11 protein-coding genes are annotated in these 13,832 nt (G+C 55.9%); 7 read left to right on the plus strand and 4 right to left on the minus strand.

Going from position 1 to position 13,832, the window contains the following annotated elements:
* Window positions 1-13: 13 nt before the first annotated feature.
* The 7 genes from QMP16_RS09190 to QMP16_RS09220 all read left to right on the plus strand — a co-directional run bounded on the left by QMP16_RS09190 (window position 14) and on the right by QMP16_RS09220 (window position 9,545).
* The gene (locus QMP16_RS09190; protein ID WP_282152116.1) at window positions 14-1,249 is read left to right on the plus strand and encodes a lytic murein transglycosylase; all 1,236 of its coding nucleotides are present in this window, start codon (window positions 14-16) and stop codon (window positions 1,247-1,249) included.
* Between the two features lie 403 nt (window positions 1,250-1,652).
* A complete protein-coding gene (locus QMP16_RS09195; RefSeq protein ID WP_109310969.1) occupies window positions 1,653-3,281 on the plus strand; it encodes a peptide ABC transporter substrate-binding protein in 1,629 nt (542 codons plus the stop codon).
* A 65-nt stretch (window positions 3,282-3,346) separates the two neighbouring features.
* The gene (oppB, locus tag QMP16_RS09200; protein ID WP_058274596.1) at window positions 3,347-4,270 is read left to right on the plus strand and encodes an oligopeptide ABC transporter permease OppB; all 924 of its coding nucleotides are present in this window, start codon (window positions 3,347-3,349) and stop codon (window positions 4,268-4,270) included.
* A 10-nt stretch (window positions 4,271-4,280) separates the two neighbouring features.
* Window positions 4,281-5,210, plus strand: coding sequence for an ABC transporter permease subunit (locus QMP16_RS09205; protein WP_058274595.1), 930 nt, complete (start codon window positions 4,281-4,283; stop codon window positions 5,208-5,210).
* 1 nt (window position 5,211) lies between these two features.
* A complete protein-coding gene (locus tag QMP16_RS09210; protein ID WP_282152117.1) occupies window positions 5,212-7,017 on the plus strand; it encodes an ABC transporter ATP-binding protein in 1,806 nt (601 codons plus the stop codon).
* A 311-nt stretch (window positions 7,018-7,328) separates the two neighbouring features.
* A complete protein-coding gene (gene galU, locus QMP16_RS09215; protein WP_282152118.1) occupies window positions 7,329-8,222 on the plus strand; it encodes a UTP--glucose-1-phosphate uridylyltransferase GalU in 894 nt (297 codons plus the stop codon).
* 246 nt (window positions 8,223-8,468) lie between these two features.
* The gene (locus QMP16_RS09220; RefSeq protein WP_282152119.1) at window positions 8,469-9,545 is read left to right on the plus strand and encodes a DUF2793 domain-containing protein; all 1,077 of its coding nucleotides are present in this window, start codon (window positions 8,469-8,471) and stop codon (window positions 9,543-9,545) included.
* A 33-nt stretch (window positions 9,546-9,578) separates the two neighbouring features.
* Here QMP16_RS09220 and fcl read toward each other — a convergent pair whose 3' ends face one another.
* The 4 genes from fcl to QMP16_RS09240 form a co-directional block, all read right to left on the minus strand.
* A complete protein-coding gene (gene fcl, locus QMP16_RS09225) occupies window positions 9,579-10,556 on the minus strand; it encodes a GDP-L-fucose synthase (protein WP_282152120.1) in 978 nt (325 codons plus the stop codon).
* A gap of 10 nt (window positions 10,557-10,566) precedes the next feature.
* Window positions 10,567-11,691, minus strand: a complete 1,125-nt coding sequence (gene gmd, locus QMP16_RS09230; RefSeq protein WP_282152121.1) for a GDP-mannose 4,6-dehydratase — start codon at window positions 11,689-11,691, stop codon at window positions 10,567-10,569.
* 128 nt (window positions 11,692-11,819) lie between these two features.
* On the minus strand, window positions 11,820-12,704 hold the full coding sequence (locus QMP16_RS09235; RefSeq protein WP_282152122.1) for a phytanoyl-CoA dioxygenase family protein: 885 nt from the start codon (window positions 12,702-12,704) through the stop codon (window positions 11,820-11,822).
* A gap of 256 nt (window positions 12,705-12,960) precedes the next feature.
* Window positions 12,961-13,830: a DUF5666 domain-containing protein gene (locus QMP16_RS09240; RefSeq protein ID WP_282152123.1), complete on the minus strand. Its 870-nt coding sequence runs from the start codon at window positions 13,828-13,830 to the stop codon at window positions 12,961-12,963.
* Window positions 13,831-13,832: the final 2 nt, after the last annotated feature.

The raw sequence follows: 13,832 nt of genomic DNA on the forward strand, positions 1-13,832 counted from the left end.
CAGACCTTAAGCGATGCGATGGATCATGTTCGTCCTGGGTCTTTGGTGCCTCTCCACAAGTGCAACAGCGCAAGATCGTGCTGCGGTTGAAAGACAATTCCAGTCCTGGCTGCAAGAAACTATCTGGCCAAAGGCCAGAGCCAAGGGTGTTTCCAGGCGTACAATGCAACAGGCCTTTGACGGTGTGAGGCTGAACTGGAAATTGCCGGATCTGGTCCCTCCGGGGCAACCGATCAAAACCCCGAAACGGCAAAAACAGGCTGAATTTGGCTCTCCGGGTCGATACTTCAACGCGGGTTCCGTTCAGGGCGCGACATCCGTCGGGCGGCAGATGGCCCGGCGACACGCCGCAACCTTGGCGCGCGTCGAGACCGAAACAGGCGTGCCCGCCCGCATCATTCTGGCCATCTGGGGTCGTGAGAGCGGCTATGGGCAAGTTCCCATTCGACACAACACCTTCCAGGTGCTGGGTACCAAAGGGTTCATGAGTACCCGCGCTGACTATTTTACCAAAGAGCTGATAGCGGCGTTGCAAATCGCCGAAGCGGGCGATGCACCGCCGGGCACAATGAAAAGCAGCTGGGCAGGCGCTTTGGGCCAACCGCAATTCATGCCCTCCAATTTCCTGACCTATGCGGCCGACGGGAACGCGGACGGGAAAGCTGACATTTGGACCTCAGCCGAAGATACAATTGCCTCTATCGGGAATTATCTGGCGCAGCATAGCTGGAGGGCCGGGCGCGATTGGGGGTTCGAAGTCCTAGTTCCTGAAACCATATCCTGCGCGCTGGAAGGCCCTGACCAAGGCAGACCCATTCGGGACTGGGCCGCAATGGGAATTGCGCGCGTGTCAGGCAAGCCGTTTCCAAAACATGAACTGGCCGGAGAGGGGTATTTGATGATGCCCGCAGGGCGGAACGGACCTGCCTTTGTCGTCACGCCGAACTTCTATGTCCTCAAGGAATACAACAAAAGCGATCTGTATGCCTTGTTCGTTGGACACGTCGGAGACCGCATTCAATATGGCGTTGGCGATTTTTCTGGTCGCTGGGGCAAGATCGACGCCATGTACCGATCCGATATCGCTGCCATGCAGCGCACACTGGAACAACAAGGACACGACGTGGGCGGAGCAGATGGCTTACCGGGTTTCAAAACCCGTCGCTCGATCGGACGCTGGCAAGAAACGATCGGCCAGACTCCTACCTGCTTTCCTGATGCGGGAATGAAGGCCAGCCTGAAACAGTAGCGATTCGCCCTGATCCAGATACCCTCAGCTGTTTGACCCAGCGGAAACAACTAAACGAAAATCGGCACCCTTCACGAAAGTGTCACGAAGCCTCCGAGTTTCAACATAAAATTTCCACTGCACCCCCGTTTCCATTCACATTCCACCTCTGGTTGCCCAATTTTAAGGCAAAGGCTTTAACCTTTTTTGAAATAATGCCACGTTCGACATCAGTGAAAGGCGACTTTTGCAAACACGTTCCCGACTGCAAACCGAAAGACTGCGACGCGGTGTTCATTGCGATCTGAAAAAGCAAAATTCGAACCAGTCCCGGTCTCTTTCTGGGTCGGACAAACATGGTGGCCCTCAGCCATCCTGAAGGGATGCGCGTGGGTTGCTGAATAAAAAACGGGAGTTGAAAAACATGAACAAGTATATTCGTACATCTCTTGCGGGGCTGTTGACCTCGACCATGATAACCGGTGCTGCATTTGCCGCCGGAACCCATCCGACTACCGGCGAAGCGTTGGCGGATGACCAAACCTTTACCTATCGTATTCTGGACGAACACAGCTCGGTCGATCCTCAAGTTGTTGAGGATGTTTCCGGCGCCGAGATCGTGCGTGACCTGTTCGAAGGCCTGATGAACCAGGACGAAGACGGCAATCTGGTCCCGGGTGTTGCCACCGGTTACACGACCAACGACTCCAAAGACGTTTACACCTTTACCCTGCGCGACGATGCGAAGTGGTCGAATGGTGATCCGGTAACCGCCAGCGATTTTGTTTTTGCCTGGAAACGTGCCGTCGATCCCGCCCTGTCCTCGCCCTATGCATGGTTCATGGAACTGATGTCGATCGAGAACGCATCTGAAATCATCGCAGGTGACAAGTCGGTTGACGACTTGGGCGTCAAAGCCATCGACGACCACACGCTTGAAGTGACGCTCAGCGCACCGCTGCCGTACTTCCCGCAAATGACCACGCATTCGACCACTTTCCCTGCCCCGCAGAAAGTTATCGAAGAGTTTGGCGACGCCTGGACCAAGCCTGAAAACATCGTATCGAACGGTGCATACGTCCTGACCGAGCATCTGCCGCAGGAACGTTCGGTTCGTGAGCGGAACGAAAACTACTGGGACAACGACAACACGATCATCGAAAAAGTCGTGGCACTGGTCATCAACGACGAAAACGTCGCGCTGACCCGTTACCTGGCAGGTGAGCTGGACCGCACAGAAGTTCCCGCAGGTCAGTTCCCACGCCTGCAAAAAGAGCATCCGGAAGAAGCAATCAGCTTCCCGCGCCTGTGTAACTATTATTACACGTTCAACCTGTCCGATGGTGGCCCCGAAGCCTTCAAGGACCCGAACGTCCGTCAGGCGCTGTCCCTGGCAGTTGATCGTAAGATCATCACCGAGAACATCATGGCAGGTGGGCAGCCGCAGGCTTATACCTTTGCCCCGGCAGCAACCGCTGGCTTTGACGTTCCAGACGTAGAAATGGCGTCCATGTCGCAGGCCGAGCGCGACGAACTGGCCAAGGAACTGCTAGCCGCAGCTGGTTATGGTCCCGACAACCCACTGAGCTTTGAGATGGTTTACAACACCTCGGAAGCGCACAAAAAAGTTGCCGTGGCCCTGAGCCAGATGTGGAAGCAAAAGCTGGGCGTAAATGCCGAGCTGGCCAACATGGAATGGAAAATCTTCCTGGAAGAGCGTGGCAATCAGAACTTCGATATGGCACGCGGCGCATGGTGTGGCGACTATAACGAAGCCTCGACCTTCCTCGATCTGCTACAGTCGGATTCCGGCTATAACGACGGCAAGTACAACAACGCCCGCGTTGATGAACTGCTGTCCGAAGCCAAAACCTCTGACGATGCCGCTCCTCTCTACACCGAGGTCGAGCGTATCATCGCGCAAGAGACGCCTGTTATCCCTATCTATCACTATGCTGGCGTCTACATGATGGACAGCGATGTCGGTAACTGGCCGGTCAAAAACGTAGAGCAGAACTGGTATTCCAAGAACCTCTACAAAACCGCCGAATAATCTTCCTTAGACCAAGCTTTGCCCCGGAGTTCCTTCCGGGGCAAAGCCAATAATGGGGGCATGAAATGCTTGCCTATATCGTCCGGCGATTGCTGATCGCCGTCCCAACGATCCTTTTGCTGATCGTTGCAAGTTTCTTTCTGATGCACTTCGCGCCAGGTGGACCATTCACCTCGGAACGGCCACTGCCGCCGGCTGTGCTGGCCAATATCGAGGCGCGGTACGGTTTGGACCAACCGCTATGGAAACAGCTGTGGGACTATCTGTACAACATCGTCGTGCATTTTGATTTCGGCCCGTCCTTTAAGTTCAAGGACCGGGACGTGAATGACATCATCGCGCAGGGTTTCCCGATCTCGCTGACCTACGGTTCGCTTTCCTTCTTGGTGGCAACAACCGTCGGAGTCGCACTGGGGATTGCCGCGGCGATCAAGCACAACAGCTGGATCGACTATTTGGCTGTTGGCTTGGGTATCGCAGCGCAGGCGCTGCCGAACTTCATCATGGGTCCGATCCTGATCCTGACCTTCACCTTGTGGCTGGGATGGCTGCCGGGCGGCGGCTGGAATGGCGGCCAGTGGCCGTATCTGATCATGCCGGTTATCGCGCTTGCCACCTCATACATGGGGTCCATTGCGCGGATCACGCGGTCATCGATGCTGGAGGTTCTGAACTCGAACTTCATCCGCACGGCCCGAGCCAAGGGTCTGCCGACAAGAACCGTGATCTGGCGCCATGCACTGAAACCAACCTTGCTGCCCGTCGTGTCTTATCTGGGTCCGGTTTTCGTCTACGTACTGACCGGTTCGGTCTTTGTGGACATCTATTTTTCGACCGGTGGACTGGGGCAGGCCTATGTGGGTTCCGCGCTGTCGCGCGACTATGCCGTGCTGTTGGGGGTCACGATCCTGTATGGCGTCCTGACCGTTCTCGTAAACCTGTTGACCGACCTGGCGTATGCCTGGTTCGATCCGAAAATCCGTTACTGAGGGGCTGGCAATGCTTGGTAAATCACAAAAAGCCGCCCACCTGGCCGAAGACATCACCGATTACACGGTCATTCAGGGGCGTTCACTTTGGCAGGACGCACGTATGCGTTTTGTTCGCAACAAGGCGGCCATGGCCAGCCTGTTCATTCTGGCTATGATCGTGTTGTTCACGATCATTGGCCCCTACTTTGCCGTTTGGAGCAACGAGGAAATCGACTGGAACGTCATGGGCGACGTGCGCGGCATGGGAATGCCGTCTGCAGAGACCGGACATTTCTTCGGCGTCGATGATCTGGGGCGCGATCTATACAGCCGCATCATTCAGGCGACGACGACATCACTGCTTGTGGGGCTGATCGGCGCCGCGACCGCCCTGATCGTCGGAACCTGCTACGGTATTGCCGCAGGGTATATCGGTGGCCGTACTGATGGCGTGATGATGCGCTTCGTCGATATCCTGCTGGCCATTCCGGCAACTCTGGTCATCATCCTGTTGCTGGTTGTCGCGGGTCGGTCATTCGTCATGCTGTTCATCGCACTTGGTGCGGTTGGTTGGCTAACGATGGCACGGATTGTTCGGGGGCAAACCCTGACCCTGAAGAACCGAGAGTTCATCGAGGCCGCACGCGCAGCTGGAGTCAGTGAATTCACCATCATGTATCGCCATATCCTGCCCAACCTTCTTGGCGTGGTGATTGTGTATGCTTCGCTTCTGGTGCCTGAAATGATCCTGACCGAAAGTTTCATCTCGTTCCTCGGCCTTGGGATTTCCGAACCCTATACCTCTCTGGGTCGATTGATCGCCGAAGGGGCCGGGACGATGGGCTATGGCACGCTGTGGCAGTTGTTGTTCCCACTGACATTTTACGTCGCAATCATCATCACCATGTTCTTCATAGGTGATGGCCTGCGCGACGCTCTGGACCCGAAGGATCGCTGATATGAGCCTGTTTTCCGTAAAAGACCTGAGCGTCCAGTTCAACACCGCCGACGGCGTTGTAGAGGCCGTCAAAGGCATCAGTTTTGACATCAATCCAGGCGAATGCCTGGGCATCGTGGGCGAAAGTGGGTCCGGCAAAAGCCAGACATTCATGGCCGCGATGGGCCTGCTGCCACCTGCCGGGCAGGCAACCGGTTCCGCCACGCTGAACGGTCAGGAAATTCTGAACCTGCCGGTGAACAAGCTGAACCAGATCCGTGGCGACGATGTCGGCATGATCTTCCAGGATCCCCTGACCGCCCTGACCCCGCACCTGCGGATAGGTCAGCAGATGCGCGAAGTTCTGCAGGTTCACGAGGGGCTGCAAGGATCGGCTGCTCGGGCGCGCTGTCTTGAATGGCTGGACCGTGTGCGCATCCCTGAGGCTAAACGGCGTCTGGATCAGTATCCACATGAGCTGTCGGGCGGTATGCGTCAGCGTGTCATGATTGCAATGTCCATGTTGTGTAATCCAAAGCTGTTGATCGCTGATGAACCGACAACGGCGCTGGATGTAACCGTTCAGGCCGACATTCTAGATCTGATGGTACGCCTGCAAAAGGACGAAGGCACCGCGATCGCGCTGATTACCCATGACATGGGTGTCGTGGCCCGTATGTGCGACCGCGTACAGGTTATGCGGCTGGGTCAATTCGTTGAGGCCGGCGAGACGCGCGAAATCTTCCGGGCGCCTAAACACGACTACACCAAGACTTTGCTGGCTGCGATGCCACGAATCGACGCCGGTGACGCACCCAAGGCGCTGGAAAAAGTCGATGAGCCGCTGCTGAAAGTCGACGACGTCAAAGTGCACTTCCCAATCCACGTCTCGGGCGGTTTGTTCGGGCACAAAGTACCTTTGAAAGCCGTCGATGGTGTCAGTTTTGACATCCGCAAGGGCGAAACATTGGGAGTTGTGGGCGAGTCTGGTTGCGGAAAGTCCACTCTGGCACGGGCCGTCCTGCAGTTGATCGAACCCAGTGCGGGAAATGTCAGTTGGCTGGGTCATCCCATTGTCGGACTTAGAAGGGCCGAGTTGAACAAGTACCGCAAGGACTTACAGATCGTGTTCCAGGATCCACTGGCCAGCCTTGATCCGCGTATGACCATCTCGGCCTCAATTGCGGAACCGCTGAAGACCTATCGCCCTGACCTGACTGAGCGGGAGCGCAAGAAGCTGGTCGCCGAAATGATGGAACGGGTCGGCCTGAAGGCCAACATGATCAACCGCTATCCGCACGAGCTTTCGGGCGGTCAGAACCAGCGCGTCGGCATTGCACGGGCGATGATCAACAAACCCAAGCTGATCATCTGCGACGAAGCAGTGTCCGCGCTGGACGTGTCAATTCAGGCGCAGATCGTGGAATTGCTGCGCGAGTTGCAGCAGGAGTTCGGTCTGTCGATGATCTTCATCAGTCACGACCTGTCGGTTGTACGAGCGGTATCTAACCGGATCATGGTGCTGTATCTGGGTCGGATCGTGGAACTGGGCGACGGAGAAGTGATCTGTTCTGATCCGATCCACCCCTACACCAAATCGCTGATCTCGGCCGTGCCAATTCCGGACCCGGACGTGGAGCGCAGTCGCACACGCCTGAAATTGCCGGGCGAGCTGCCCTCACCGATGGATCCGAAAGCCGCGTTGCGTTTCCTGCCAAGTCGTTTGGCGGCTGGCGAGAATGACTACGTTCCGCAACTTAGCGAAGTGAAACCCAATCATTTTGTGGCCGAGCACGACCCGCTTGAGGCGATCATGGCAAAGGCATAAACCAGCCTGCCCCGAAGCAAGTAATTGCCTTCGGGGCAGGTTCGTTTTTGGTTGTTTCGGCGATTCACTTTTGTTTCGCCACCGTGTCCAATGTGTGCAAATTCTTCCTCTTTGCCCCCGGCAAAGCAACTTTCGAGGCTAAGTTATAGCAGGCATGAACACAGCATTTTGACTTCCGATTTCAACGGTGGCACGATCTCTCCGAGTTGACCAGCTTTGCCTATTTGCGTTGATTGTTCTAACCGCGCGCACTATGAGGTGGCATCGACAAAACACTTTCATTCGGACAAAACTTTTTGCTGAGAGGTAGCATGGCACGTAAGGTCACAAAGGCGATTTTTCCGGTTGCGGGTCTTGGTACGCGCTTTCTGCCCGCGACAAAATCGGTACCTAAGGAAATCATGACCCTGGTCGATCGCCCGCTGGTTCAATACGCAATCGACGAAGCCCGGGCGGCCGGGATTACCGAGTTCATCTTTGTAACATCCCGCGGAAAATCGGCGCTTGAGGACTATTTTGACCACAACCAAATCCTTGAACAAACGCTTAAGGAAAAGGGCAAAGACGACCTGTTGGAAACGCTAAATGCGACCAACATGGAAAGCGGGGCAATCGCCTATATCCGGCAACACAAAGCTTTGGGTTTGGGTCACGCCGTGTGGTGCGCACGCCGCCTGATTGGAGACGAACCATTTGCGGTCATGCTGCCCGACGACGTCATCGCAGGGGAAAAGCCCTGCTTGCAGCAGATGATAGAAGCCTATGAAGAAACTGGCGGCAATATGGTTGCCACCATGGAAGTTCCCCCGGAAAAGACAAGCTCTTACGGCGTTTTGGATGTGGGCGATAACATCGGAACAGCGGTGCGCGCGCGCGGCATGGTCGAGAAACCGAAACCCGAGGAAGCACCGTCCAATCTGGCAGTAATCGGTCGTTACATTCTGCGCCCATCGGTTCTGTACAACCTTAATCAGAACAAGCTGGGCAGTGGCGGTGAGATTCAACTGACGGACGCAATCGCCGAAGACATCAGAAATGGTGTCCCGGTCTTCGGATACAAATTCGACGGCCAGCGGTTTGACTGCGGGTCCAAAGCGGGCTTCCTGCAGGCAACCGTCGCGTTTGCGCTGGCGCGCGATGACCTTCGAGAGGATTTGCAGAAATACCTGCACGACGTTGTCGCAACGGGTCAGGCAGCTCAGTAACCAAGATTGCAGCCTTGGCGACAAGGCAAACGGCATCGATTTAAGGGCAAACTGCGGGCATTGCAGTTTGCTTTTTCTTTCGGTGTGGATGAAAAGCGTTGGGGCCGATTGAGTAGACCTTCACTCCCGCGAAGTGTTGGCACGGCATTAACCGAGCGTTCGTATCGGTCAGGTGGGATTCATGTTAGGCGCGGCAGTCTGGTGCGCAACGCAATTGTCGATCCGACAACCAACGGAGAATGCCCTTTGTCCCAAAATTCGCCCAAATTGAACCTGCCATTCCTGCAACCGTCGCAAGCGCAAAAGCACGTCACGCATAACGAAGCCCTGAGACGCCTTGATCTGGTCGTCCAGCTTTGCATTGAGTCTACTAATGCCTCGACGCCGCCCACAGTTCCGGCGCAGGGTGAGCTTTATGCCCTTGGGTCGACGCCCTCCGGCGATTGGTCGGATCATGCGGGAGAACTTGCAGCTTGGTTAGACAATGGCTGGCATTTCATAACGCCCAAATCGGGCTGGCGCGCGTGGGACCAGGAGAATAACCGTCTGACAATTTGGGACGGGTCGGCATGGGTCGAACCCCCGACCACGACGCAGAACCTGCCAGGCGTCGGAATTGCCACCGGGCACGACACGACCAATCGTCTGTCAGTGCGCGCGCCTGCAACCTTGCTAAGCCACGAAGGTGCTGGGCATCAACTAAAGATCAACAAGGCAAATGCGGGTGAGACCGCATCCCTGTTGTTTCAATCCAATTGGACCGGGCATGCCGAAATGGGCCTGTCCGGCAGCACGGGCTTTTCTATCAAGGTCTCACCGGATGGGAACAATTGGTTTGAGGCGCTGAGCTTTGATCCAGCGTCCGGGGTGGCCTCTGGTACGGCCGTGCAAAACAGTGCAAACGACACAACGGCGGGCCGCCTGATGCGGGCTGACTATGGGTATGGGCCCGGAAATCTTTTGGGGGCGGTCACGCAAAGTGGCGGAACCCCGACCGGCGCAGTGATTGAGCGAGGAGTCACACCGAGTGGTGATTTCGTCCGGTTTGCTGATGGTGCCCAGATTTGCACCGCTAAACTGGATGCAACGACCTGCATAAACACCGAAGGTGCACTGTACGCAAGCTCGTCGGAAACGTGGGATTTTCCAGCTGCTTTTGCTGCGGGCACGACGCCGGCACTCAGCGGCAGCGGAGGTTCAATCGGCAGGTTTATCGGGTTTGATGGACCGACCGACACTCAGGTCGTGTACAAAGTTCTTTCGTCTGCTTCTGACGCAACGGTTTTACCACCAACGGCCATAGCTATTGGCCGCTGGTTCTGATCCGACAGACTGCCCGGATCTTTGTCCGGGCGGTCACTTCGCGCGAAGTTCTGCCTCGGGTTGCTCTAGAAACCAGGCATAGGTTTCGCGAATACCGTCTTCGATCCTGATAGTCGCGCGCCATCCCATGTCGGCCAGCCGGGAAACGTCCATCAGCTTTCGTATGGTACCGTCCGGCTTGCTGACGTCTTGCGTAATCCGTCCAGTGAACCCGGTGATCTTTGCAATCATCGCTGCCAGTTCCGCGATTGAGATATCTTCACCACATCCCACGTTGATATGGCTCAGCATGGGTTGGGTATTCGCCTCATATGCAGCACGGCGCAGGTCCATTACGAACAAAGACGCCTCAGCCATGTCGTCAACATGCAGAAACTCGCGCCGGGGCTTACCTGTGCCCCAGATGACAACTTCTTCCAGATCATCCCGGCGTGCCTCGTGAAATCGGCGGATCAGGGCGGGTAGGACGTGACTGTTTTCAGGGTGAAAATTATCGCCTGGTCCGTACAGGTTTGTCGGCATCACGGAACGATAGTCCAGGCCGTACTGCCGATTGTAGCTTTCACACAGCTTGATTCCGGCAATCTTTGCCACGGCATAGGGTTCGTTTGTCGGCTCTAGCACACCTGTCAGCAGGGCATCTTCGCGCATTGGCTGCGGCACAGCGCGCGGATAGATGCAGGAACTGCCCAACTGCAGCAGGTTTTTGACCCCCGCGGCAAACGCCTGATGGATCACGTTGCACTCGATCATCAGGTTTTTGTAAATGAAATCAGCCGGGTAGGTGTTGTTGGCATGGATACCGCCGACTTTAGCCGCCGCCAGAATGACAACGTCTGGGCGCTCGGCTTGCATGAAATCGGCGACAGCGGCTTGATTGGTCAGATCAAGTTCCGCACGGGTCCGTGTTACAAGTTCCAGCGCCTCACCTGATGCCTGACGGTCTTGCAAGCGACGCAGGATTGCGCCGCCGACCATGCCGCGGTGCCCGGCGACGTAGATCTTGCGCATGCCCCCTGCGTTAGCCATTTTCAAGCGTGACCGGTAATTCATAACCATGCTGTTTCAGCAAGGCATGCCGTTTGGCTGTCTTCAGGTCCTCGGTGATCATTTCAACGCACATCTGCTGAACCGTCAGTTCCGGCTCCCAGCCCAGTTTGTTTTTGGCGTTCGAAGGATCGCCAAGCAATGTTTCCACTTCGGCCGGGCGGAAATATTGCGGGTCGATGCGCATGATCACGTCGCCGGGTTTCAACGCAGGTGCACTATCGCCCTCGACGGATTTGACCATCGCGATTTCATCGACGCCTGTACCTGAGAATTCAAGCGTCACGCCCAGTTCAGCGGCAGACCATTCGATGAATTGCCGCACTGAATACTGCACACCCGTTGCGATAACAAAGTCCTCGGGGGCGTCCTGTTGCAGCATCAACCATTGCATCCGGACGTAATCCTTGGCGTGCCCCCAGTCGCGCAGGCTGTCGATGTTGCCCATGTAAAGGCAGCTTTCAAGACCCTGGGCAATGTTGGAGAGACCACGGGTGATCTTGCGCGTCACAAAGGTTTCGCCCCGGCGTGGGCTTTCGTGATTGAACAGGATGCCGTTGCACGCATACATGCCATACGCTTCGCGGTAGTTCACTGTAATCCAATAGGAATACAGCTTGGCCACCGCATAAGGGGAACGCGGATAAAACGGCGTTGTTTCGCGTTGCGGTGTTTCTTGGACCAATCCGTACAGTTCGGACGTGGACGCCTGATAAAAGCGTGTCTTTTTCTCAAGACCCAGAAAGCGGATCGCCTCGAGAAGGCGCAACGTACCGATCGCGTCGACATCAGCGGTATACTCCGGCGATTCAAAACTGACCGCCACGTGGGACTGAGCGCCAAGGTTATACACCTCGTCCGGCTGAACCTCTTGAATGATGCGCGTCAGGTTCGATGTATCGCTTAGGTCACCGTAATGCAGGTGCAGGCGCGGATTGGGCACATGCGGGTCCTGATAAATGTGGTCAATGCGCTGTGTGTTGAACGAAGATGCACGGCGCTTGATCCCATGGACTTCATACCCTTTTTCCAGCAATAGCTCAGCAAGATAAGATCCGTCCTGCCCTGTAATACCAGTCACCAATGCTGTTTTTGTCATAGCCGCGATCCGAGAATATCTGATTTGCTTTTCGCCGCCTCAGAAACAGCAATATACCCCTGAATGCAACCCTGCGCCACGATCGGGCTTTGATTCAACTGCAGTTGACCATCGTTTGCGCAAGCGCTTCAGGACGACGCATATAACGGTACTGAGCCTTTTGCACCTTCTGCTAGCGCTGCGCTTTGATCGCTGCGAACCCTGTCGTACAGCGCAAGCGCATCAGCAGAAAACAACTCGGTTGGTGGCTCGACATGAACAAAATTGCTTTGGCCGTCCTGCCCGCGCGCCAGCATGGCATAGTCTCGCTCGGCAACCAGTTGCTTGGCATTAGGGTTAAGATAGCGGATCGCAAAACCAATACGCCGGTCACCCGATTGATTGGGACCCGAACCGTGGATCGTCAGCCCATGATGCAGAGACATCTGCCCTGGTGCCAATTCGATGTGGGTCTTGTCTTTCTCGGCGACATCCACAGCAACCTCTTGTCCGCGCGACAGAAGATTGGTGTCTGAATAAGTGTCCTTATGGGGAAGGATCGGGTTCTTGTGGCTGCCGCGCACAAAATCCATACACCCACTTTCAACCGTTGCCGGCGACAGCGCAATCCAGGCGGTGACCTGATCCGGGGTTTCACCCATACCCCAGTAGGTCAAATCCTGGTGCATCCCGACGGTATGGGCTGTGTGCGGCTCTTTAATGAAGAATTCAGCTGACCAGACCATGATATCCGGCCCCAATACACCCTCAACCACATCCAATACGCGGGGATCCGTCGCGACACTCGCCGCAAGCGGCATCACCAGATGTGCGTTGACCCGTTTATAGGTGTTCAACGGCAAGGGCAGATCCGCGTCAAGCCACTCCCGCTCAATCCGCTCAAGCTCAGCGCGGGTTTCGGCAGCCTCCTTTTCGGAAAAGATGGTCAGCGGAAAAAGAAACCCATCCCCCCAATATTTGTCGGATTGCGCCTGGCTAAGTACGACGTCACGCGTTGGGGTGCTTTCAGACATCTGGCATACCTTCTCGAAAACTTGCTTTCCCAGAGTTTTACCCTGCGCTGCCCGCAGGGCGCTTATCCTACCTGCGACGATAGGTTCAGCTTTGCCTTTGGGGCAAGTCACCTCGCGTTTCATTTCTGAAACGCTTTCGTGCCTTACAAACTCTGGCCTGATCCACACGGATCAGACCCTGTGATTAGATTGAGGGCACGGCTAGTCCCTCCCGGTTCAAACGTGTCGCCCGAAAGCCAAAGCCGGAGTTCACGTTTCAGCATCCCAGCTGAGCGAAAGCACCTATGCTGCCTATATTCACCAGCCCGCTACCATCGCCGCAGCGGATAACAAGGGTGTTCGGGTCTATCATCTCGGGCTGATCGCTATAGGCGATCAAGCCACTTCCCAGCACCGTATACAGCCCACCGGGCTGGGGTTCCGAGTAATAGCCCTGAACCTGAACAACGCCGACCGCACCGGCGAACAGCCCGGCTTCCAGACGCTCGGCCATGATCCCGTCGCGTGTTGGCTGCCCGACAACTCGAACAAGATCACCCGGCGACAGATGTTGCGGCTCAAGCCCACTAACAACGCTTGCCCCGATCACTGTTTGGGCCTGAGGGTCAGACCCAAGATATGTGCCGGACAACCGCGCCTGATGCCCAACGCTTGTCAGTTTTTCGATGTGTGAAGCGCGCACTGACTGACCTTGCCACAATCCGCTGATGGCGACCCAATCACCGATTTGAATATCAATTGACCCTTCGTACACAACGTTCGTCCCAAGAGCCGACACCCTACCGTCCTGCACGCTGGACACTGGTCCGACCAAAGGCAGGACCTGACGGATATGCTTTGCGTGCCACTCGCCATTTTCCTGCGCTACAACAACCGCAACGGTATGACCCGGCTTCAACTCGCCCGCAGTGATCAGAGGAACCGAGTCGGCAACCGGCATCTGGCCATCGAACAGAATATGCTGCCCATTCACATGGATACTGCCCAGATGAGTGATCGTGCCCACGATACCGGTGCCGATAATGCCACCTTCACGATCAGTTTCACTTTTGTCTTCGGCCTGAGTCGGAGCAGGCAGCCAAGACACCAAAAAAAACGCCGCGAGCACACGAAGAAACACACCCATGC

The organism is Ruegeria atlantica, assembly GCF_947495585.1.
Lineage (GTDB): Bacteria > Pseudomonadota > Alphaproteobacteria > Rhodobacterales > Rhodobacteraceae > Ruegeria > Ruegeria atlantica_G.

What these genes read in the sequence shown, in the direction of transcription:
- galU (WP_282152118.1), top strand. Translation starts at nt 7,329, where the DNA reads ATGGCACGTAAGGTCACAAAGGCGATTTTTCCGGTTGCGGGTCTTGGT.
- QMP16_RS09210 (WP_282152117.1), top strand. Translation starts at nt 5,212, where the DNA reads ATGAGCCTGTTTTCCGTAAAAGACCTGAGCGTCCAGTTCAACACCGCC.
- QMP16_RS09190 (WP_282152116.1), top strand. Translation starts at nt 14, where the DNA reads ATGCGATGGATCATGTTCGTCCTGGGTCTTTGGTGCCTCTCCACAAGT.
- QMP16_RS09240 (WP_282152123.1), bottom strand. Translation starts at nt 13,830, where the DNA reads ATGGGTGTGTTTCTTCGTGTGCTCGCGGCGTTTTTTTTGGTGTCTTGG.
- oppB (WP_058274596.1), top strand. Translation starts at nt 3,347, where the DNA reads ATGCTTGCCTATATCGTCCGGCGATTGCTGATCGCCGTCCCAACGATC.
- QMP16_RS09195 (WP_109310969.1), top strand. Translation starts at nt 1,653, where the DNA reads ATGAACAAGTATATTCGTACATCTCTTGCGGGGCTGTTGACCTCGACC.
- QMP16_RS09205 (WP_058274595.1), top strand. Translation starts at nt 4,281, where the DNA reads ATGCTTGGTAAATCACAAAAAGCCGCCCACCTGGCCGAAGACATCACC.
- fcl (WP_282152120.1), bottom strand. Translation starts at nt 10,556, where the DNA reads ATGCGCAAGATCTACGTCGCCGGGCACCGCGGCATGGTCGGCGGCGCA.
- gmd (WP_282152121.1), bottom strand. Translation starts at nt 11,691, where the DNA reads ATGACAAAAACAGCATTGGTGACTGGTATTACAGGGCAGGACGGATCT.
- QMP16_RS09235 (WP_282152122.1), bottom strand. Translation starts at nt 12,704, where the DNA reads ATGTCTGAAAGCACCCCAACGCGTGACGTCGTACTTAGCCAGGCGCAA.